The sequence below is a fragment of the Paraburkholderia phymatum genome (genome assembly GCF_040965635.1).
GTDB lineage: Bacteria > Pseudomonadota > Gammaproteobacteria > Burkholderiales > Burkholderiaceae > Paraburkholderia > Paraburkholderia phymatum_B.
Genome location: NZ_JBFRCH010000028.1, coordinates 48,585 through 69,233, shown reverse-complemented (window position 1 = coordinate 69,233; position 20,649 = coordinate 48,585). Strand labels below are relative to the sequence as shown.

Annotated in this window: 17 protein-coding genes; 9 read left to right on the top strand and 8 right to left on the bottom strand. The window is 64.2% G+C overall.

The window, feature by feature from the left end; translation table 11 throughout:
- Nucleotides 1-987: 987 nt before the first annotated feature.
- From AB4Y32_RS31295 to AB4Y32_RS31285, 3 genes are all read right to left on the bottom strand, one after another.
- Nucleotides 988-1,158, bottom strand: coding sequence for a hypothetical protein (locus AB4Y32_RS31295; RefSeq protein ID WP_368725028.1), 171 nt, complete (start codon nucleotides 1,156-1,158; stop codon nucleotides 988-990).
- Nucleotides 1,159-1,252: 94 nt separating this feature from the next.
- Nucleotides 1,253-1,750 carry a DUF421 domain-containing protein gene (locus AB4Y32_RS31290; protein ID WP_368725027.1) on the bottom strand — a complete coding sequence of 166 codons (498 nt, stop codon included), beginning with the start codon at nucleotides 1,748-1,750 and terminating at the stop codon, nucleotides 1,253-1,255.
- A gap of 74 nt (nucleotides 1,751-1,824) precedes the next feature.
- Nucleotides 1,825-2,418, bottom strand: coding sequence for a ParB-like protein (locus AB4Y32_RS31285; RefSeq protein WP_368725026.1), 594 nt, complete (start codon nucleotides 2,416-2,418; stop codon nucleotides 1,825-1,827).
- A gap of 211 nt (nucleotides 2,419-2,629) precedes the next feature.
- Here AB4Y32_RS31285 and AB4Y32_RS31280 point away from each other — a divergent pair, with 211 nt between their 5' ends.
- Together AB4Y32_RS31280 and AB4Y32_RS31275 are read left to right on the top strand one after the other, a co-directional pair.
- Nucleotides 2,630-4,399: a SulP family inorganic anion transporter gene (locus AB4Y32_RS31280; protein ID WP_439899867.1), complete on the top strand. Its 1,770-nt coding sequence runs from the start codon at nucleotides 2,630-2,632 to the stop codon at nucleotides 4,397-4,399.
- Between the two features lie 17 nt (nucleotides 4,400-4,416).
- Entirely contained in the window at nucleotides 4,417-5,727 is a 1,311-nt protein-coding gene (locus tag AB4Y32_RS31275) for an NRAMP family divalent metal transporter (protein WP_368725025.1), read from the top strand.
- Between the two features lie 35 nt (nucleotides 5,728-5,762).
- Here the strand turns inward: AB4Y32_RS31275 and AB4Y32_RS31270 are convergent, their stop codons facing one another.
- From AB4Y32_RS31270 to AB4Y32_RS31250, 5 genes are all read right to left on the bottom strand, one after another.
- Entirely contained in the window at nucleotides 5,763-6,764 is a 1,002-nt protein-coding gene (locus tag AB4Y32_RS31270; protein ID WP_368725024.1) for an SDR family oxidoreductase, read from the bottom strand.
- Nucleotides 6,765-6,807: 43 nt separating this feature from the next.
- Nucleotides 6,808-8,451 (bottom strand): GMC family oxidoreductase, encoded by a 1,644-nt coding sequence (locus AB4Y32_RS31265; RefSeq protein WP_368725023.1) that lies wholly within the window; start codon nucleotides 8,449-8,451, stop codon nucleotides 6,808-6,810.
- Entirely contained in the window at nucleotides 8,441-9,064 is a 624-nt protein-coding gene (locus tag AB4Y32_RS31260; RefSeq protein ID WP_368725022.1) for a gluconate 2-dehydrogenase subunit 3 family protein, read from the bottom strand. Before AB4Y32_RS31260 ends, AB4Y32_RS31265 begins: the two co-directional genes overlap by 11 nt.
- Before the next feature lie 4 nt (nucleotides 9,065-9,068).
- Entirely contained in the window at nucleotides 9,069-9,896 is an 828-nt protein-coding gene (locus tag AB4Y32_RS31255) for a hypothetical protein (protein WP_439899866.1), read from the bottom strand.
- 185 nt (nucleotides 9,897-10,081) lie between these two features.
- On the bottom strand, nucleotides 10,082-11,221 hold the full coding sequence (locus AB4Y32_RS31250) for an enolase C-terminal domain-like protein (protein ID WP_368725020.1): 1,140 nt from the start codon (nucleotides 11,219-11,221) through the stop codon (nucleotides 10,082-10,084).
- Nucleotides 11,222-11,408: 187 nt separating this feature from the next.
- On the opposite strand from AB4Y32_RS31250, the gene AB4Y32_RS31245 reads away from it, so the two are divergent.
- The 7 genes from AB4Y32_RS31245 (at nucleotide 11,409) to AB4Y32_RS31215 (ending at nucleotide 20,624) form a co-directional block, all read left to right on the top strand.
- Nucleotides 11,409-13,202, top strand: coding sequence for a thiamine pyrophosphate-requiring protein (locus AB4Y32_RS31245; RefSeq protein ID WP_368725019.1), 1,794 nt, complete (start codon nucleotides 11,409-11,411; stop codon nucleotides 13,200-13,202).
- A gap of 256 nt (nucleotides 13,203-13,458) precedes the next feature.
- The gene (coxB, locus tag AB4Y32_RS31240; protein ID WP_439899865.1) at nucleotides 13,459-14,532 is read left to right on the top strand and encodes a cytochrome c oxidase subunit II; all 1,074 of its coding nucleotides are present in this window, start codon (nucleotides 13,459-13,461) and stop codon (nucleotides 14,530-14,532) included.
- Between the two features lie 15 nt (nucleotides 14,533-14,547).
- Nucleotides 14,548-16,551 carry a cytochrome c oxidase subunit I gene (gene ctaD, locus AB4Y32_RS31235; protein ID WP_368725017.1) on the top strand — a complete coding sequence of 668 codons (2,004 nt, stop codon included), beginning with the start codon at nucleotides 14,548-14,550 and terminating at the stop codon, nucleotides 16,549-16,551.
- 1 nt (nucleotide 16,552) lies between these two features.
- Nucleotides 16,553-17,209: a heme-copper oxidase subunit III gene (locus AB4Y32_RS31230; protein ID WP_368725016.1), complete on the top strand. Its 657-nt coding sequence runs from the start codon at nucleotides 16,553-16,555 to the stop codon at nucleotides 17,207-17,209.
- Nucleotides 17,206-17,664, top strand: coding sequence for a hypothetical protein (locus AB4Y32_RS31225; protein ID WP_368725015.1), 459 nt, complete (start codon nucleotides 17,206-17,208; stop codon nucleotides 17,662-17,664). Before AB4Y32_RS31230 ends, AB4Y32_RS31225 begins: the two co-directional genes overlap by 4 nt.
- Nucleotides 17,665-17,669: 5 nt before the next feature.
- Nucleotides 17,670-19,043: a c-type cytochrome gene (locus AB4Y32_RS31220; protein ID WP_439899864.1), complete on the top strand. Its 1,374-nt coding sequence runs from the start codon at nucleotides 17,670-17,672 to the stop codon at nucleotides 19,041-19,043.
- Between the two features lie 189 nt (nucleotides 19,044-19,232).
- Nucleotides 19,233-20,624: a response regulator receiver protein gene (locus AB4Y32_RS31215; protein WP_368725014.1), complete on the top strand. Its 1,392-nt coding sequence runs from the start codon at nucleotides 19,233-19,235 to the stop codon at nucleotides 20,622-20,624.
- Nucleotides 20,625-20,649 lie beyond the last annotated feature (25 nt).

Here is a 20,649-nt window from a genome sequence, read left to right as displayed (position 1 = left end):
CACAAGCGGCCCAGAAGACACAAGCGGCGCGGAAGACACAAGCGGCGCGGAAGACACAAGCGGCGCGGAAGACACAAGCGGAGCGGAAGACACAGGCGGCGCGGAAGACACAGGCGGAGCGAGCTCGGCACTGGCAACTGCGGTTTCGCGAGCGGGAGCCGACGGTGGTAGCGCGACATGACCGGACCACGACGCGTGTTGCGCTGGCGACGTGGAGCCGATGATTCCGAGCGCCTGATCGTAGTCGAACCAATCGCTATATGCGACGATACCCATGACCCCGACAGCCAATGCGCTTGCCGACGCAACCCAAAGCGCAAGGCGTCTGCGCCGCGAAGGCGGTGCGGCCTTGATGTCTGCATCCAGGCTACCTGCACCCGAATGCGCAAGCCCGGCATGTCTGAACATTGCAACACGCCTTGGATCGAGTCGTCTGATCCTTCCATTCATTACGTTCATGTGCCGTCCTCCTTGCGGAGTGCTCATCGAAATGAGCCGCGGGACCGTTCTGCGTGTTCGAACCGCTGGTGCCGCCCGGCAATGCGAGCGATGTACCAGGTTTTTCTATCGTAAGCCTTTGAGCTATGAGAATGCTCGCCATCTTCGTGGCCGATCCGGACAGATGGCCGGAGTCGCCGTCCGGCGTGCTATCTGCGATGACTCCGCAGTCGGCGACGACACCATGCAGGAGAAGCATTCGCTGTGCCTGTCAGGCCGAACCCGATTGAACTGTGAGATCGTGGACATAGCGTGGGCATACACGATCCGACAGGGTCTGCGCCAAGCGAGGTGCGGATCGAACTGGGAAAACATGGAAGAGAATGATCTGTTTGCGAACCTGCTCAAGCTTGACGCGGAAACAAGGCAAATCCGGGGATGGCTCGCGAGTGACTCATGCTGCGCACCCTGCCAGATGCCGGCAACCGCCCGTCACGAGCGCGACCCTTCAAGTCCATCCGATTCTCCCGTTCGAGAGTCTCGTCGCGTCTAGCCGCCGCCGATTCCCTGGAGCACCTTTCCTGTGCCGTTGCAAACGCTACAGCGCTGCCCTTCGACGGTGCCCGTTCCCTGGCACGCGCGGCACACGTCTTCGCCGACGCCGGGCGCGTCGGGCGGTCCTTCGTCTCCGGGGTTCAAAGGTGTATCGCCTGATTGCATGTCGGCCTCCGTTTTCCCTGACGACAGGACAGGGCGCAAGCGCTATGCCTGTGTCGCGTCATTGGAATTGACGTGCATCCAGATTCGCTTTGCGTCACGAACGGTTTCGTTTGCGAATGAGGCTGACCTCGCCGTTGCGTTCGAGAATGGCCGCCTGCACGTCGTCCAGATCGGGCGAGTGAAACGACTGCCGCGCGGCCTCGAAGAGATCCGTCTTCGTGATGAGAGCCGCCGACATCTGGCGCGCGTCGAAGCGGCCCTCGCGATAGATCTCGCGTTCGCGTCCGACCGCGAGCGATTCGAGCCATCGCGACCGCACGCAAACCCATGCAAGCGCGCGATGGATCAGAACGATCACGAGCGACGCGGTCAGCGTCGGAACGACGGGCGACGCGCCGACGATTACGCGGCTCAACGTCGCGCCAAGCAGGATGGCCACGACATAGTCGAACGGAGAGCGCTGGCCGAACGAACGTCGGCCGGAAATGCGGATAAAGAGTAGCGCAGCGAAGAATACGACTATCGCTCGCATCGCGGTCTGAAGCGCGTTCAGGTCTTTGCCCTCGCCGAATACTGCAATCAGCACATCCATTTTCGTTTCCTTTCCTGCACTGCGGCCGCACGATGAGCCATCGGCAACGCGCGGCCACGATGCCGGCGGCCATCCTACGCTTGCGATCCGAGATAACCCGGCAGTCCTAAAGCGGTTATGGTTTTCGCCAGCTTGACGGCCCTTTCGATCAGCGCGTCGAATGCCTCATCGCTATCGGGATAGGGAAGCGCGCCTCGAAACAGGTTGGCCCATCTGAATTCTTCGAGCGGTACGGATGTTTTTTCATAGCCACCCGCATCGCGCACGGCAGCAGCGAGGCTGCGGAATTCATCGTTCGCGGCTTCCCATACATGCACCGGCATTTCCGTAAATGAAACGCGCCGACCGTTCGGGTCATAGGGATAAGTCCACGCGTTGTTTTCCAGCGTCAGCCAGAACTCCGCTTGCGTCAGCGACGACAGATCGCTGACGAGGACGAACGGAACCATGCGGATACCTGCGCGCCACAATGCGGCGGCGACATGATGATGATCGGTTGCGTACGGCGCGCCGCCTGGGCCATACACGACGGGTACGGGCTTTTCGGCGATCGCCATGTCCAGATCGTGAGCGCTCAATGATGCGTACATGGCGGTTTTCTGTTTGATCTCGCGCTCGCCGTGCGTCATCTGCGTCGGACGCAAGCGCTCGATGTCGAGTTTCCCCATGGCTGTCTATCCCTCCCATCTTTGGGGCGCAGGATTTGTGCCCGTGCGTTTGCTCATCCTGTTCGAAGGGAAATCCGTCGATGTTCTTGCGGCGCGCCAACGGGCCAGATGGGAACAACAGATGCTGGAGGAACAGCGTGGCCGTCTCTCGCACGGTGTGAATGGCACGAGGCCACTTCAATCATCAGGGCGTGCGGAAACACGCACCGCAATGAACAGCAGAATCGACGATCACCGTCACGCGAAAAAAACGGCGCGTGCAGGGTCACACGGTCCGATGCGTTGGATCAACGGACTCGCCGTCGCGCGCAGCTATGAAGCGCGCTGGCTGCCGCACGACATCGTGGCGGGCGTCACGCTGAGCGCAGTGCTCGTCCCCGCAGGGATGGCCTACGCCGAAGCCGCGGGATTGCCGGCTGTGAATGGACTGTATGCATCGTTTGCAGCGTTGCTCGCCTACGCGGTGTTCGGCCCGAGCCGCATTCTCGTGCTCGGTCCCGACTCGGCGCTCGTCGCGCTCATCGCGGCTAGCGTGATGCCGCTTGCTCACGGCGACGGAAATCATGCGCTCGCTGCCGCAGCTGCCCTCGCGATTCTCGCGGGCGCGCTTTGCATCGTGGTCGGCATGCTCAAGCTCGGCTTCGTCACCGAGCTGTTATCGCTGCCGATCCGCTATGGCTTTCTCGACGGCGTGATCCTCACGATCATCGTCGGACAACTGCCGAAGCTGCTGGGTTTCGAGGGAAACCGCGAATCGTTCTTCGAGCAGATACGCGATCTGACAGGCGGCATTGCCGCGTCGAAAGTGAACGCGATGTCGCTTGCGCTCGGAGCCAGTGCACTCGTGCTGATCCTCGTGCTCAAGCGGTTCTGGCCGAAGGCGCCTGCTGTGCTGATCGCGGTAGCGGGCGCAACGCTCGCCGTGATGCTGATGGATTCGGCGCAGCGCGCAGGCATGGCCATGGTCGGCACGATTGCTCACGGCTTGCCGATGCCGCGTCTGCCGATGTTGCCACTCGACGAATGGTGGCGCCTCGCGAGCAGTGCTGCTGCGATTGCGCTCGTGTCGTTCACCGACGTCAGTGTTCTGTCGCGCACCTATGAAGTGCGCAACGAAACGAAGGTTGACCGCAACCAGGAGTGCATTGCGCTAGGCCTGTCGAATATTGTCGCCGGCATTTTTCAGGGGTTCGCGGTGAGCGCCAGCGGTTCGCGTACGCCGGTGGCCGAGGCTGCGGGAGCAAAGACGCAATTGACAGGCGTCGTCGCGGCGGGTGTCGTGGCTGCGCTGCTCGTGTTCGCGCCGCGCGCGCTGAAAGACACGCCGCAGTCCGCGCTGGCCGCTGTCGTGATCGCCGCGTGCCTCGGCATGATCGAGTTTCGCGGCATGATCCGTCTTTACCGTTTGCGCAAGAGCGAGTTCGTGCAGGCCATCGTGTGCTTCGTGGGCGTCGCGGTGCTTGGCGTCGTCAACGGCATTGCGCTCGCGCTGCTGCTGAGCGTCCTGTCGTTTCTATGGCGCGCGTGGCGTCCGTATGATGCGGTGCTCGGGCGCGTCGATGGCAGAAAGGGCTATCACGATGTGTCGCGCCATCCGGAAGCGCGGCGCATTCCGGGGCTCGTGCTGTTGCGCTGGGACGCGCCGCTGTTCTTCGCCAATGGAGAGATTTTTCGCGAGCACGTGCTGCGCGCCATCGACGAATCGCCGACCGAAGCGCGCTGGATCGTCATCGCCGCCGAGCCCGTCACCGATATTGACCTGACAGCCGCCGAAGTGCTTGCGACCTTGCACGCGGAACTCGCGGAACGGAACATCACGCTGTGTTTCGCGGAGATGAAGGGGCCCGTGAAGGACAGCCTCAAGCGCTACGAGATGTTCGACATGATCGGCGAGGACCATGTGTTCCCGACCATTGGTGAGGCCGTCAGCGGCTATCTGCATACGCACGATGTGAAGTGGCGTGACTGGGAAGACGCGTAGCACGCGCCGAGTGGACCATGTCGACCACCACGCGACGCAAGCAGAACGCCAACGGCCCCAACGAGACGCCCGCTCGCTCGTGGGCGGCGGACCTGGGACCGGGGCTCGCGTCGATGGCGAGCGACAACGATCCCAGCGGCATCGCGACGTACTCGCTTGCTGGCGCGCAGTTCGGCTACGAGATGCTATGGCTGTGCGTGCTGTCTTATCCGTCGATGGTCGCGTTTCAACTCGTCGCGTCACGGATCGCGTCGCTCACGGGCAAGGGCCTGACGAGCAACATGCGCGAGCACTATCCGCGCATCTTCTTCTATTTCGCCGTTGCACGGTTCCTGATCGCGAACGTCTTCAACATCGCCGCAGACGCGGTCGCAATGGGCGTCGCGGCGAACTTCTTGTGGAACGGCTCCGTACCTGTGTTCGCGGCTTTATCGACGGGGCTCTCCATCGTGCTGCAATTCACCGTGCCGTACCCGCGCTACGCGAAGTTCGTCAAGTGGCTGACGCTCACGCTGTTCGCGTACGCGGGCGTGATGATCGTCGTGCAGGTACCGTGGCAGAGCGTGCTGTCCGGGTCGCTGGTGCCGCGTCTGCACTGGACGGAACACTACTTCTCGATGCTGATGGCGATACTCGGCACCACCATCAGCCCCTACCTGCTTTTTTCACAGGCGACGCAACAGGTCGAAGAAATGCAGCCCGATTCCGAACACAAGCAATCGGGCGAGTACAGGCGGACGCTCGACGCGCAGTTTCGCAAGGTACGGAAGGACACGCTGATCAGAACAGCGTTTTCGAACGCGGTGGGGTTCGCGATCATGGCGGCGACGGCCGCGACGCTCTACGCGTATGGATACGACATGCAGCACATGCAAGACGCCGCGCGCGTGCTTGAGCCCATCGCTCATGGCTACGCGTCGCAGGTGCTCGCGCTGGCGCTCACCGGCACGGCGCTGATTGCGCTGCCGCCGCTTGCGGGTTCGGCGGCGCATGCGGCGGCTGGCGTATTCGAGAAGGAGAACGAGGACGTCGGACGCTCCAACCGTCGGGTCGCGCTCGCATTGATCGCCGTGATGCTGCTTGGCGGTGCGCTCGGCGTGTCGATGGTATGCGCGCATGTCGAGCCGCTGCGCATCCTGTACTGGGGCGCGCTGGTGAACGGATCGACGGCGATGCCTGTGATGTTCATGCTCGTTCTGCTGAGCACGAAGCGGTCGGCTGTCGGCGATCTGAGCGCGCACTGGGTTCTGCGTTGCCTGTGCTGGCTGGCGACCGTTTGTACGGGAGCCGCGCTGGTTTCGCTATTCGTGCTCGAATGGCTGGACTGACATCGGGCGTTCGCGTCGCTTGCAGACACGATCGATCACGACCGACGCCGGACCACGCCGACGCAGAGCGCGGCAATCGCAGCGGCGCCGAGTGCCGCGATGCCGCGATGCGTATCGAGCCACAACGCGGCACTCGACGACGACGCTTGAGCATCGAAGCGCCCGCGCACGCGATGCAGGCCGGTGACGGGCGTCCATAGATTCGACGGCTGCGCTTCGGCAGCGATGTGCGCATCCTGCTGCGCATCGACGCCCCTGCGTCCGAGATAGCGGTCGAGCCAGCCCGGCACCCATCGGTTCGCGACAATCGCCTTGATCGACGAAGCGCCGACCCACACTTCGCGGCGTCGATGCGTGGCAGCCCAATAGATCGCGCGCGCCGCGACTTCCGGTTGAAAGATGGGCGCGACGGGCCGCGGCGCACGCGGCATCCTGTTCTTCGCCCAGTCGAACTGCGGCGTGTTGAGCGCCGGCATCTGCACCATCGTCACATGAACGCGGCTCTTGCGATGATGAAGCTCGCAGCGCAGCGCGTCGGTGAACCCGCGTATTGCATGCTTTGCGCCGCAATACGCGGATTGCAGCGGGATCGAACGATAGGCGAGGGCGGAGCCGACCTGCACGATCACGCCATCGTCGCGCTGGATCATCCGCTTCAGCGCGGCCATCGTTCCCCACACGAAGCCGTGATACGTCACATCGGTGATGCGCGCGAATTCCTCGTGCGGCAGCGCATCGACGGGCGCGAAGGCCGTGACCATCGCGTTGTTGACCCACACGTCGATGGGTCCGAGACGCGCTTCGATCGAGGCCGCCGCTGCATCGACGGCGTCGGCGTCGCTCACGTCCGCCTTGATCGACACGACGCGCACGCCGGCTGCGCGAACTTCCTGAGCGGTGTCGTGCAGCGCGTCGGCATCGCGCGCGAGCAGCGCGACGTCGGCGCCGTGCCGCGCAAATTCGAGTGCAGCCGCGCGGCCCACACCTGCCGTGGCGCCCGTGATCACGACCGTTCGAGGTCTGCGTATGCCGCCCACGATGAATTCCTCCTTGCTCTTCGATGTGGCCCGATGCGAATGCCTATAGCTCGCCGCGCGAAGCGAGCCTCTCGATTCTGTCGGCCGTGCGGCAGGCGATAGCCTGAATCGTCAGCGACGGGTTGACGCCGCCGACGGTCGGGAACACCGAGCCGTCGCAAATCCAAAGATTCGGAATGTCCCAGCTGCGGCAATCCGCATTGACGACGCTCGTTGTGGGGTCGTCGCCCATGCGCGCTGTGCCGTTCAGATGGCAGGTATCGTCGTGCTGCGCCCAGACGCGTTTTGCGCCTGCCGCTTCGAGCGCCTGCGTCATGAACCGGAGCGAATGCGAGATCAGCCGCCGGTCGTTATCGCAGTAGCTCCACGTGACGCGCGCGATGGGCAGGCCGTACTGGTCTTTCTCGTCGGCGAGCGTGACGCGGTTGCGTTCCTGAGGCATCGTCTCGCCGACGATCTTGAGTCCCGCCTGATGGTTGTACATCTGCATCTCGTCGAGCAGCGGCTGTCCCCACAGGCCGCGGCCGATCTGCGTCTGCGCCCACACGACGGGCAACGGCCCCTGGCTCATGTACGCATAGCCGCCGAAGAAGTCCTTGCCCTTGTCCGTGTAGTTCCAGTGCTCAGTGATCGCGAGCGACGGCGGCCCCTTGTACCAGCGTATCTCGTCGTCCAGCACGCCCCATACGGCCTGATTCGACTGCACCATCAGATTCTTGCCGACGAGCCCGGAGCTATTCGCGAGACCATCGGGATAACGGTCGTTGCCCGACATCAGCAGCAGACGCGGCGTTTCGATCGCATACCCGGCGACGACCACATGACGCGCACGCTGAAACTGCCATCGGCCTTCGCGCAGATATTCGACTCCCGTTGCGCGTCCCGCCGTATTGACGTCGATGCGGCCGACCATCGCGAGGTCGCGGATCTCGGCGCCCGCGTGGACGGCGCGCGGAATCCACGTGACGAGCGCGCTCTGTTTCGCATTCGTCGCGCAGCCCGATACGCAGAAGCCGCGATAGACGCACGGATGCGCCTTGCCGCGCGGCGCGGAAATCGTCGCGAGAGGCGTCGGGCTCCAGTCGATGCCGAGTGCGTCCGCGCCGCGCGCGAGCACCAGTGCGGCCGCATTCATTTCGTGCGCGCGATACGGATAGCGAGGCCGCTTCGGTCCCCACGGATAGCGCACGGGACCGGAGATCTTGAGCGCTTCTTCGACGTACGTGTAGTAACGCCACATCTCGCGCCAGTCGAGCGGCCAGTCGGCACCGTACCCGAGCAGCGAGCGCGAGCGGAACCATTCGGGTCTGAATCGCAGCGACACCATCGCGAAGTGCACGGTGCTTCCGCCGACGGCCTTGCCGCTATTGTTCGCGCCGAGCACGAGCGGATCATCGCCGTCGACGATGCGCTCGTCGGTCCAGTACAGCTTCGACTGATGCGTTTCGTCGGAGGCGAATTCTTCGAGCGGCCTCCACCACGCGCCCGCGTCGAGCGCGACCACCTTGAAGCCTTTCTCGGCGAGCCTGCAGGCCAGCGTCCCGCCACCCGCACCCGTGCCGACGATCGCGAAATCGACTTCTTCATGCAGCGGATACTCGCGCATCGGCACCCATGCTCCGGGCGTGAAGACATCCGGCGCGCGGCCTTGCTTGCCGCGCGGCCAGCGAAGCGCATCATCGAGCACGCTGTCCCTCCCCGGGCGGCACTTCTTTGCCCTCCCAAGGATCGCTTCGATTGAAGTTCATGCGCACATAGCCACGCGGATTCGCAGGCCCGCCGAATCCGATCGCGCTCCACGCGGACGGATGCGCATAGTAGGTCGTGCAGATATCGTGCAGCACGCGCTGCGTGAAAAACAGTTTCGACGACATGTTGTGCCATGTGTCGCCTGTCAGCGTGCCGTGCTCCATCGCCTGAACGAGTTCGATGCACGCGCGTTTGTCGAGATCGACGAAGGCGGCGCGATGTCGATGAAGGCTTGCTTCGTCGAGTGCCGCGAGACCGATTCGCCATGCTTCCTGCAACGCAGGCAAGCCAGCGCGGCGATAACCGTCGCTCTTGCCCATCGCGATCTTGCGGTCGACGAGCGCGGCAAGCGGCACGGGCGGCCGGTTCTCGGGCTGCGGGACGATGATCGCGCACAGCGCGCGCAGCGTGCGCCATTGGTCGCGATTGCACCATGCGGGCTCATCGGCCGTTGCGATGCGATCGGCGATGATCGCGCGCGACGCATCGTCCCATGATGGCGTGTCGCGTTTGTCGAGCACGTCGTAGCCCGTGTAATCGGGTAGAGGCATGGCGTCATTCATTTTCTGTCTCTCTCATGCGCAAGGCCGCGAGTCCTGCCAGCGCGAGCGCGGTGAAGCTGGGCGGCGCGGGCAACGGCGGCCCGCCCAGAATGTTCTGCGACCAGTTGCGCCAGCCGCCCTGGCTGCGTGCGATACCGCGTGCATGGAAGAGCGTGCCGACCACACCGAGCGCGGCCGTCGCGCGCAACCAGATTCGCGTGAGCCAGTGTTGCCGGGGCGCGGATAGCGCGGCATTCGCGAGCATCGCGGCGGCAACGGGCGCAATGGTGACGGGCGCATACATCGCGCGGTGCTGGAACGCGCCGCGAAAATGCAGCAGGCCGACTTCGGCAACCGTGCCGACCAGTCCGACACTGGCCGCAAGCGCGAGCGCCTTGCCGGCAGGCATGCCGAACAGACGCGGATCGACAGCCGGTTCGTTGCGCAAGCGCTCGCCGACCGCGCCGAGCGCGCCCGAAAGCAACAGCGACATCGGCGCGCCAAGCGGAGCGCCATAGAACAGGTTGTGCCAGCTGAAGCCGCCGGGGCGCTTCGTGACGTTGTAGAGATGAAACGCCGTGCCGGCGACACCTGCCGCCGCTGCCGTGACATAGACGGCGTGGCGGATCGAATGCGCGGCCTCGGTGCGGTCCGCGCCGCCATGCAATCCGGCGATCAGCGCGCAGGTCGCGGACACGAGGGGCGTATACATCGCCCGGTTGTCGAACGATCCGCGATAGTGCTCGACCGCGCTGTCGGCGAGCGCGGAAAAAGCGAGCAGCGCGGAACCGTGATTGAAACCGCGCGCGGCCTCGATGTGAACGCGCGATGTCGTGCTCATTGCACTGGCCGGTTCGATTGCAAGACGGGCTCGTTGCCGTGCGGGCGCGCCGTTCGTTTTCGTTGCGAGCGCGGCGGCACCTGAGGCGGCGCAGAGTGCGCCGAGCGCATATAACGCTGTTCTTGTCATCGTGATCAGATCGTTTGCATAGGGCCGCTCGATGCGTCAGCGTGGGTTCGTTCCGATCATGGCGCGCTCGTCGCAAAGCGTCGAGCATCCTGGCGCTTCAAATCGAGGCCGCAGCCGGGCCGGGAGAGATCGGGCGCAATGCTTCCATCCATCACATGCGGCGCGCCGTCGAACAGCATCGACTCGATGCGCGCGTGATCGTGAAACCATTCCTGATGCTCGAGCCCGGGCACGGCGGCCGCGACGTGCAGATGCAAGGACGGCGCGCAGTGAGCGGACAGCGGCACATGGAAAGCCTCAGCCACGTGAGCGGCTTCGATGAAGCCCGTGATGCCGCCGCAACGGCTCGCATCTGCCTGGAGCACATCGACGGCATTCGCTTCGAGCATTCGCCTGAAGTAGTCCAGCGCATAGCCGTACTCGCCTGCCGCAATGTCCATTCCGGGCGGGGCCGCGCATCGGATTGCATTGAGTCCCGCGAGATCATCCGAACTGACGGGCTCTTCGAACCATTGCACGCGCTGTTCCGCGAAATGCGCGGCAAACCGCAGCGCGCTCTTTCTGTCGTACGCACCGTTTGCATCGACGAACAATCCGGCGTCATCGCCGATCGCATCGCGCGCGCACCGCACGCGCGCGGGATCGCGCTCCGGCTCGCTGCCGATCTTCACCTTCACCCATCGACATTCGTCGTCATGCACCCAGTGCGTCAACTGCTCGCGCATTTGCGCATCCGTGTATGTCGTGAAACCTCCGCTTCCATAGACAGGCACGCGATCGCGCGCCTGGCCAAGCAGCTTCGCGAGGGGAACGTCGAGGCGCTTTGCGTGCAGGTCCCATAGCGCGCAGTCGAGCGCGGAGATCGCGGTTGCCGCAAGGCCCTCGCGACCGAGGTTGCGCACGCGACGCTGCATTCGAAGCCACAAGCGCCGCACTTGCGACGCATCTTCGCCGAGCAGTACATCGGCAAGCGCATGTCGTATCAGCGTCACCGTGCACGCGTCGGTATACGTGTAGCCCAGTCCCGTGACGCCAGCCGCTTCGACTTCGGCGACCACGAGTGTCGTCGAGTTCCATTCGAACGTTCCGTCTGCCTCGGGCGCATCGGTCGGAATCGTATAGGCGTCTGCCGTGATTCGCGTGATCGGCGCCGCGGCGTAACGATCCGTCGTTGAAAAAGAAGCAGCTTCGTTCATGGTGTGCATCCGTGACTGGCGACTGTGACAGGTCGTGTTGCGCTACTCGACGGACAGCAATGGGTGTGCCTTACAGCAGGGTTTCGCGCGATGGGGCGCACGTCTTGCTGTCTCGACAGACGGCGCAGTGTCCGCGCAAACGGCACGCAACTTCGGCACGCACGACTTCTCTTATGCGGAGGTTTTCATGGCAAAGACAGTGGGCGACTTCATCGTCGACAGGCTGTATCAATGGGGCGTGAGACGCATGTACGGCTATCCGGGCGATGGCATCAACGGTGTGTTCGGCGCGCTGAGCCGGGCAGACGGAAAGATCGAATTCGTGCAGGCACGCCACGAAGAAATGGCTGCGTTCATGGCGAGCGCGCACGCAAAATTCACCGGCGAGCTGGGCGTCTGCATCGCGACGTCAGGACCGGGTGCAGCGCACCTGATCACGGGCCTCTACGACGCGCGAATGGACCACATGCCCGTGCTTGCGATCGCCGGCCAGCAGGCGCGCGCGGCATTGGGTTCGCACTATCAGCAGGAAGTCGACATTGCAGCGATGTTCAAGGACGTCGCCGGTTCATACGTGCAGCAGGCGAGCGTGCCCGCGCAGGTGCGGCACATGATCGATCGCGCGGTACGCATTGCGTTATCGGAGCGGCGCGTAACGGCGCTCGTTCTGCCGAACGACTTGCAGGACCTCGAATTCGAGCCGCCCGCACGCAGGCACGGCACCGCGCATTCGGGCGTCGGCTATTCGCGGCCGAGAATCGTGCCCGCGCAGGACGATCTGCAACGCGCCGCCGATGTGCTGAATGCGGGGCACAAGGTCGCCATTCTGGTCGGCGCCGGCGCGTTGAATGCAACGGATGAAGTCATCGCGGTGGCGGACCGGCTCGGTGCGGGCGTCGCCAAGGCGCTGCTCGGCAAGGCCGCGCTGCCGGACGATCTGCCGTGGGTAACGGGATCGATTGGCCTGCTCGGCACAAAACCCAGCTACGAGTTGATGACGTCATGCGACACGCTGCTGATGATCGGCTCGGGCTTTCCGTACTCGGAATTTCTGCCGAAGGAAGGCGATGCGCGCGGCGTGCAGATCGACATCAAGGCCGACATGCTGAGCCTGCGTTATCCGATGGAAGTGAACCTCGTCGGCGACAGCGCCGAGACTTTGCGCGCGCTGTTGCCGCTGCTGAGAGAGAAGGACAGTCATGTATGGCGCTCGCGTATCGAGCGCTGGACTTCGCGCTGGTGGGAGACGCTCGACGAGCGCGCGCATCAGCCAACCAGCAAGGGCGTGAATCCGCAGCGCGCGTTCACCGAGCTGTCGCCGCGCCTGCCCGACAACGTCATTCTGACCAGCGACTCCGGCTCGTGCGCAAACTGGTACGCACGCGATCTGAAGATTCGCCGGGGGATGATGGCATCGTTGTCGGGCGGGCTCGCGTCGATGGGCGCCGCCGTTCCGTATGCGATCGCCGCGAAGTTTGCGTATCCGGGCCGCCCCGTGATCGCGATGGTCGGCGACGGCGCGATGCAGATGAACAACATGGCCGAGCTGATTACCGTCGCGAAGTACTGGAAGCGGTGGGCCGATCCGCGCTGGATCTGCATGGTGCTGAACAACGAAGACCTGAATCAGGTGACGTGGGAGCAACGCGTGATGGAAGGCGATCCGAAGTTCAACGCGTCGCAGGAAATACCCAACGTGCCTTATCACCGCTTTGCGGAACTGCTCGGCTTGACGGGCCTATACGTCGACGATGCCGAGCAGTTGTCCGATGCGTGGGAAACCGCGCTGGCCGCGAAGCGCCCCGTCGTGCTGGAAGTGAAGTCGGACCCGGAAGTGCCGCCTTTGCCGCCTCATGTGACGATCGCGCAGGCGCGCGCGTTTGCACGGACGTTGATGGAGGGCGATCCGAAAGAAGGCAGCGTGATCGCGAACACCGCGCGTCAGGTGCTGGGCTCGGTCATTCCGGGCGCGAAGGACTAGCGGGCGAACGTGCGTGATGCGCTTACATGCGAAGAACGCCGCCTGACGTCCATGTAAAGGTCACAGTGTGATGTAAATCGTACGCGCAACGCCGGCTCGGGTTTGCGGGCATGTTTTTGCATACATGATGTGGCGTTTGTGGCGGCTTCCCGTCCTGATTGAAGAAGCTGCGTGGCGAGACCGTGCCCGTTTCTTGCTGAGCTAGTACGGGCGCGTCACGTCTTGGTATGCAGGCATCGAAAGGGGGAGTAGGCGGATGCAACGGAGGCCGGAAGACGCGCGTCGCAGCGGCACAGGCGTATGGACTCGTGCGCCCGCTGCCGCCGCGGTTGCGTCGATGGCTGGCTTGATGGCTGCACACACCGATGCACAGGGCGCGCCCCTCGATTACTTCCTGCACGCGGGCGGTCCCGCCGCCGGGCCGACGATGCGCCTCGGCTGGGCGCTCGCCGCGCTCTCGATGGGCGTGATCGCGATCGTCGCGCTGCTGCTCGCCATTGCGATTGCGCGCCGCCGCCATGCGCGCGTCGCGAACTCGCTTGAACAAGGGGAGAAGGGCGCGCTTCGCTGGGTCTACATCGGTACGGGCATTTCGTCCGTGCTGCTGATCGTGACGCTCGCCTATACGCTGGTCACGCTCGATTCGGTAGCGTCGCCGCCACACGCGCCTTCGCTGACGCTGACGGTAACGGCGTACGACTGGTGGTGGAAAGTCGAATACAGCGATGCCGACGGCGGCCCCGCATTCGTCACGGCGAACGAGATTCACATCCCTGCCGGAGAGCCCGTGAAGATCGTGCTGAAGAGCGCCGATGTAGTTCACGCGTTCTGGGTGCCGCAACTCGCGGGCAAGACGCAGACCATTCCGGGGCAGATCAACGAGCAATGGATTCAGGCCGATGCGCCGGGCGTGTATCGCGGGCAATGCTCGCAGTTTTGCGGCGCGCAGCATGCGCATATGGCGTTCGAGGTCGTCGCGCAGGAGCGCGTCGCTTTCGATGCGTGGCGCCGCGAAGAAGCAAAGCCCGCGGCGCCCGTCGCCGCTTCGGCCGATGCACTGGCATCGCATGGCAAGCAACTCTTCGACGCGCGCTGCGCGGGTTGTCACGCGGTGCGCGGCACAGACGCGAACGGCGCACAGGCACCCGATCTCACGCATCTGAATGCGCGCAGGCTGATCGCGGCGGGCGTACTGACGAACACGCGCGAGCATCAGCTCGACTGGATTCGCCACGCGCAACGGATCAAGCCCGATTCGCTGATGCCCAGCATCGCGCTGACGACGAGCGAGACAGCGGCGCTGTCCGCGTATCTCGCGACCTTGCATTGACGGGAACAGACACGGATGGCCGATACCACGACTCCTTCTTCGACTTCCTCGCGCGAGCCGCTCGAGCGCACGCTGCGACGCGGCATCGTCGCACGCGGCAGTGCAGCCGAGAAGGCCCTTCGCGAACTGTGGGAGACACCGCCGGGCTGGCGCGGCTGGCTGTCGACTGTCGATCACAAGCGCATCGGCATTCGCTACCTTGTCACGGCGTTCGTGTTCCTGATCGCGGGCGGCGTCGAGGCGCTCATCATGCGCGTGCAGCTCGCGCAGCCGAACGGCACGGTGCTCACGCCACAGCAGTACAACCAGCTCTTCACGATGCACGGCGTGACGATGATCTTCCTGTACGCGCTGCCCGTGCTGTCCGGTTTCTCGAACTATCTGTGGCCGCTGATACTCGGCGCGCGCGATATGGCGTTTCCGCGCCTCAACGCGTTTTCGTACTGGATCTTCCTGTTCGCGGCGATCTTTCTGTATGCGAGCTTTCCGCTCGGCGAAGCGCCCGACGCCGGCTGGTTCAACTATGTGCCGCTTTCAGGCCTCGAATACGACACCGGGCCGAACATCGACGTGTACGCGCTCGGCATGGTGCTGCTCGGCATTTCGACGACCGTCGGCGCGGTGAACTTCGTCGTGACGCTGCTGCGCATGCGCGCATCGGGCATGTCGCTCGATCGCATCCCCGTGCTCGTGTGGGGCACGATGACCGCGTCGTGCGGCAATCTCGTGGCGGTTCCGTCGGTGAGCCTCGCGTTTTTGCTGCTGTGGATGGACCGGCGCATCGGCACGCATTTCTTCGACGTGGCGAACGGCGGACGCGCGCTGCTGTGGCAACACCTGTTCTGGATTTTCGCTCATCCGTGGGTGTATGTGGTCGTGCTGCCCGCGATGGGCATCGTCTCCGACGCGTTGCCCGTGTTCTGCCGCCGGCCGCTGGTGGGCTATGGGCCTGTCGCGTTGTCGACGGTTGCGACGATGCTGATCGGCTTCGTCGTCTGGATTCACCATATGTTCGCGACGGGCTTGCCCGCGCTCGCGCTGTCGCTGTTCGGCGCGGCGAGCATGGCGATTGCCGTGCCGAGCGCGATCGCGACTTTCGCATGGATCGCGACGATCTGGACAGGGCGGCCCGTGTTTCGCGTGCCGTTTCATTACTTCGCGGGCTTCGTGCTGCTGTTCGTGATCGGCGGCGTGTCGGGCGTGATGACGGCGGCCGTGCCGTTCGACTGGCAACTGACGGACACTTACTTCGTCGTCGCGCATCTGCATTACGTGCTGCTCGGCATCAATGTGTTCCCCGTGATCGGCGGCGTGTACTTCTGGTTCCCGAAGTTCACGGGACGCATGATGAGCGAGCGCATCGGAAAATTTGCCTTCTGGGTGATGTTCATCGGCTTCAACGTGGCTTTCTTTCCGATGCATCTTGCGGGACTACTCGGCATGCCGCGCCGCATCTATACGTACGCGCCGGACATGGGCTGGAGCACGGTGAACCTGATCACGTCGGTGGGCTCGTTCGTGCTCGCGCTCGGCATCCTGATCTTCCTGTGCGATCTGCTTTACAGCTTGCGGCACGGCGCCGTCGCAGGCGACAACCCGTGGGACGCCGGCACGCTCGAATGGTCGACGACTTCGCCGCCGCCTCCGTACAACTTCGCCGTCGCGCCGACGGTCGCGAGCCGGCACCCGTTGTGGGAAGGGCGCATCGAAGAGGAGGGGCAGAACGGCTCGCGCTCGTCGCTCGAAGAGGGCTTCATTCTCGATCGCGGCCGCGAAGCGCTCGGCACGACGGCGCTCGAAGCGCGGCCGGATGTGATCCTGAAGATGCCGGAAGACTCGTACACGCCTTTCGTGTTGAGCGTGTTCGCGGCGCTGCTTTTCGCGGGGCTTGCGCTGCTCGCGTGGTGGCTGGTGGCGGCGATGCTGCTGGGCTGTGCCGCGTCGATCGTCGTGTGGCTGTGGCCCGAGCGCAGCCTGATCCAGCGCGAGCCGCAGCGCGTGCGCGATGCAGGGGAATGAAATGAGCGACGCGTTGCGCAACGGCACGGTGCACGACGATGCCTCTCGCGGCGACGCTTATGGACGCGAGGTCAGCCTGCCCGTCGGCAGCGCGGGCGAACGCTCGGGCGGCTGGTTCGGGTGTCTCGCGCTGATCGTCACGGAAGGCTCGTTGTTCGGCTATCTGATCTTTTCGTACCTGTACCTTGCGTCGCAGAGCGGCCGCATGTGGCCGCCCGAAGGCTTGCCGAAGCTCGGCCTCGGCGGCGCGAACACGGCCATCCTGCTGACGAGCAGCGTCTTCGTGTGGCTGTGCGAGCGCTGCGTGAAGCGGCGGCGCATCCATTGGGCCGTCGCGTCGATGAGCACGGCGCTGGTGCTGGGCGTGACGTTCGTCGGCATTCAGATCAAGGAATGGCAGAACCATCCTTACGGCATGACGGCGCATCTGTATGGATCGCTGTACTTCACGATCACGGGCTTTCATATGGCGCACGTCGTCGTCGGACTGGTGGTGCTGGCGTTGCTGCTGCTATGGACGGCGCGCGGCTACTTCGACGAAAAGCGCTGCCTCGCGCTGACGATCGGCGGACTCTACTGGCACTTCGTCGATCTCGTGTGGCTCTTCATCTTCTCGACGATCTATCTGTCGCCGTATGTGTTGAGGGGGCGCGCATGAGCGACATCCGCACACAAACACAGCAGCGGCGCGATGAGCCGGCGGCGCGCATCGACATTCCGCGCTTTCACTCCGGGCGCCTGTTGACGGCCGCGCTCGCGACGCCGCTCGCATGGTTCGCGCAGATGTTCATCGGCGAAGTGCTGACGTCGCAGGCGTGTGCGCTATCCGATCCGCTGCGTCCCGCATCGCCGCCGACGTGGGTGACGACGGCGTTGGCCGCGCTGAGCGTCGTGTGCGTGATAGTGGGCGTCGCGGGTCTGATCGTCGCGTGGCGTGCCGTCGTGTTCACGCGCGGCAGACGCGGACATGCGCTCGACGGACGCGCGCGCAGAGTCGCGGAACTCGAATGGTTTCTCGCGCGGGTAAGCGCGCTGTCGAGCGCGATGTTCATGTTCGGGCTGGTCACGACCGTTTTGGCCGTGGTGGTCGTGTCGCCGTGCGGGCAGTGGTGACGATCATGAGCAGACGAGTCGTTCTTGCCATCGGTATCGGCATTGGTATCGGGATCGCGGCGATTGCGGGCGCGGCTTTCATCGCATCAGGAGCGATGCCGAAGCGAGCCGACGCGCAGACGTCGACGGTGCCCATCGACACCCGCGACCCGAAACTGATTGCGAAAGGCGAATACCTCGCGAAAGCCGCCGATTGCGCGGGCTGCCATACGGCGCCGCCGGGCGGGCCTTCGGGCAAGGAGCCGTTGCATCCGTCGGCGCCTTTTGCAGGCGGCCTGGGGATGGGCTCGCCGTTCGGCACGATCTGGTCGTCGAATATCACGCCCGACCCCGTGGCGGGAATCGGGCGCTACAGGTACGACGATTTCGCGCGCGCCGTGCGCGAGGGCGTTGCGCCCGGCAACCGGCGGCTCTATCCTGCGATGCCGTATCCGTCGTTCGCAAAGATCAACGATGATGACATGCACGCGCTTTACGCGTATTTCATGCACGGCGTCGCGCCCGTGTCGAAGCCCGCGCCACGCACGCGCTTGCCGTTTCCGTTCAATCTGCGCTGGGCGCTGACGTTCTGGAACTTCGCGTTTGCATCCGATGACGTGTTCGTGCCGCAATCGTCGCGCAGCCCGCAATGGAATCGCGGCGCTTATCTCGTGCAGTCGCTCGGCCATTGCGGCGCATGTCACACGCCGCGCGGACCGGCTTCCGAAGAGCGCGGCTACAGCGAGCACTCGCGGCTTTATCTGACGGGCGGCACGAACGATCACTGGTTCGCGCCGAACCTGACGGGCGACATGGGCTCAGGCCTCGGACGCTTTTCCGAAGACGACATCGCCGCGTTCCTGAGACGCGGGCATGGCGGCGGTCTCATCACGTTCGGCAGCATGATTGAGGTGGTCGAGGACAGCACGCAGTATCTGACCGACGACGATCTGCATGCGATTGCGCGCTATCTGAAGAGTCTGCCGGCGCAAGCGCCGTCTGGCCATTTCGACGATCAGTCGAATGCTGCGCTGCGGACCGTGCGCGCGCTGAAAACGGGCGATGTCGAATTGCCGGGCGCGGGGATCTATCAGGGCTTTTGCGCGCGCTGTCATAAAGTGGATGGAATGGGCGAGCCGCTCAAGTATCCGCGGCTCGCGGGCAACCCCGCTGTATTGAGCGAGCACGCCGATTCGCTCGTGCGCTTGCTGGTGGAAGGCGGCGAGGCGCCGCACACGCAATCGGGACCGGACCCGAAGAAAATGCCGTCATTCGCGGGCAAGCTGACCGATACCGAAATGGCGCGTGTGCTGACCTTCGTACGCAATACGTGGGGCAACGATGCCGCGCCCGTGACGACACGTGAGGTAGCGCGCATCCGCCAAACGTTAGGCAGGTAGCGCTGAAGTACGAAGGTCGAGTTGCATCGCGAGCTTCGAGCTGAAACTGCGTACGTTGTACGAAGGAGTCGATCTTCGGAGATAGCGACGGCCTTAATAAGGTAATCCAGAGCGACTAGTATTTTGGAACGAGACGTGCGAGATGGCTGGCGCCATGCCGCCCGTCGATGCAGTCTGCTGGAGGCGACCATGCTTGACACCGCTGTGTTTCGCAACGGTTTTCGGTCGGTCTCCGCGCGGACCACACAGCGTCCGTCGCGTGCGGCGCGCTCCCATTCCGCTGTCGTACCCTATGCGCTCGTGTACGTCGACACGAACAGTGTTGGCAGTCCCAACAGCACGAGCGTCGATCCGTTCGCCTATCTCCAACAGTCCATCACGCTCAACCGGAGTCTGCTCGCTGCCGGCTTGCCGCGATTGACCGTCGCGACCAATGTGTCGGACAAGGTCGAGCACTATCTCGCCGATGTCGCCGGGGACTGGCGTCCCGACGTGTTGCAGCTGAGGCCGTCGACACTCCAGGTGCCGAAGGCCACGCGGTTCTATGGCACGCACTTCAAACTCGATTTGCTGGAGCAGGCGGCCGCTACATTGCTCGAAGGCCAGCTTCTGATGCTGCTCGATACCGACATGCTCGCGCTTCGGGGCGTGAGCGCGGAACTGCTGCTGCGCTGCCGGGCGACGGGCGTGGGCGCGTATGACATCACCGATCAGGAGTTCTCTGCTTATGGCGAGAGCCGCGTCATCGCCGATCTCGAGACGGTTGCAGGCAGGCGGCTTGTCAACCCGAGATGGTTCGGCGGCGAGGCGCTGCTGGCATCGGCGGCGTTCATCGACAAGCTCGTGCCTCGCGCACGCGCATGCTTCGAACGGTACAGGTCGTCGATCGACCAGTTGAACCACCAGGGCGATGAAGCATTTGTCTCTGCGGCACTGAACTTGCTTGCTGAAGAAGGGCATCAGGTCGTCGATCTGGGCGCGCACCGGCTGGTGGGACGACACTGGTCCGGCAATACGCATCGCGATCTGCGCTGGTTCAAGGGATGTGCGTTGCTGCATCTGCCCGACCGCAAGCGGCTGCTCGAACGTCAGGCGCGCCGCCCGACGTTCAGCGTGGCGCGTATCTGGCGAAGACTCGTGCTGGCGCACGCGTTCAACCGGATGCTATGGCCGCTCAGGCAGTGGCGTCGCGCACGCGCGCGTCGGCAACGGATGCCCGTCAGTCACGCAGCCAGGGTCGACGTGCTGATTCTCGATGCCGATGCGGGCCGGTTGTCGGCGCTGGCTTCCCGGCTGACATCGCGCGGCGTCGTCGTAATGCCGACGCTCACGATGGAAGAAGCACGCGATGCCGCGCGGCGGCTCGGTCCGCGCGTCATCGTGACGTCGAGTCGGTTTGTTGCCGTCGATGGCGGCAATGCGATGGACGCGATCCAGCGCAGCGCGGGCCGTCCCGTGCTGATCGGCTTTTCGTCCGACGATGCGCGCCTCGACTGGACACAGTGGGACGGGTGGTTTCCGCGCTCCGCCGATCCCGGCGAAGTGGTGGAAGCAGTGATGGAGGCGCTGGGCAGACGATAGCGCCGACGCGCGCAACGCCCGGGCG

Excerpts from the sequence above, each read along its gene's own strand:
- AB4Y32_RS31220 (WP_439899864.1), top strand. The coding sequence starts at position 17,670 with ATGAGCAGACGAGTCGTTCTTGCCATCGGTATCGGCATTGGTATCGGG.
- AB4Y32_RS31250 (WP_368725020.1), bottom strand. The coding sequence starts at position 11,221 with ATGAACGAAGCTGCTTCTTTTTCAACGACGGATCGTTACGCCGCGGCG.
- AB4Y32_RS31215 (WP_368725014.1), top strand. The coding sequence starts at position 19,233 with ATGCTTGACACCGCTGTGTTTCGCAACGGTTTTCGGTCGGTCTCCGCG.
- AB4Y32_RS31280 (WP_439899867.1), top strand. The coding sequence starts at position 2,630 with ATGAACAGCAGAATCGACGATCACCGTCACGCGAAAAAAACGGCGCGT.
- AB4Y32_RS31255 (WP_439899866.1), bottom strand. The coding sequence starts at position 9,896 with ATGAGCACGACATCGCGCGTTCACATCGAGGCCGCGCGCGGTTTCAAT.
- AB4Y32_RS31225 (WP_368725015.1), top strand. The coding sequence starts at position 17,206 with ATGAGCGACATCCGCACACAAACACAGCAGCGGCGCGATGAGCCGGCG.
- AB4Y32_RS31230 (WP_368725016.1), top strand. The coding sequence starts at position 16,553 with ATGAGCGACGCGTTGCGCAACGGCACGGTGCACGACGATGCCTCTCGC.
- coxB (WP_439899865.1), top strand. The coding sequence starts at position 13,459 with ATGCAACGGAGGCCGGAAGACGCGCGTCGCAGCGGCACAGGCGTATGG.
- AB4Y32_RS31245 (WP_368725019.1), top strand. The coding sequence starts at position 11,409 with ATGGCAAAGACAGTGGGCGACTTCATCGTCGACAGGCTGTATCAATGG.
- AB4Y32_RS31275 (WP_368725025.1), top strand. The coding sequence starts at position 4,417 with ATGTCGACCACCACGCGACGCAAGCAGAACGCCAACGGCCCCAACGAG.
- AB4Y32_RS31285 (WP_368725026.1), bottom strand. The coding sequence starts at position 2,418 with ATGGGGAAACTCGACATCGAGCGCTTGCGTCCGACGCAGATGACGCAC.
- AB4Y32_RS31295 (WP_368725028.1), bottom strand. The coding sequence starts at position 1,158 with ATGCAATCAGGCGATACACCTTTGAACCCCGGAGACGAAGGACCGCCC.
- ctaD (WP_368725017.1), top strand. The coding sequence starts at position 14,548 with ATGGCCGATACCACGACTCCTTCTTCGACTTCCTCGCGCGAGCCGCTC.
- AB4Y32_RS31260 (WP_368725022.1), bottom strand. The coding sequence starts at position 9,064 with ATGCCTCTACCCGATTACACGGGCTACGACGTGCTCGACAAACGCGAC.
- AB4Y32_RS31290 (WP_368725027.1), bottom strand. The coding sequence starts at position 1,750 with ATGGATGTGCTGATTGCAGTATTCGGCGAGGGCAAAGACCTGAACGCG.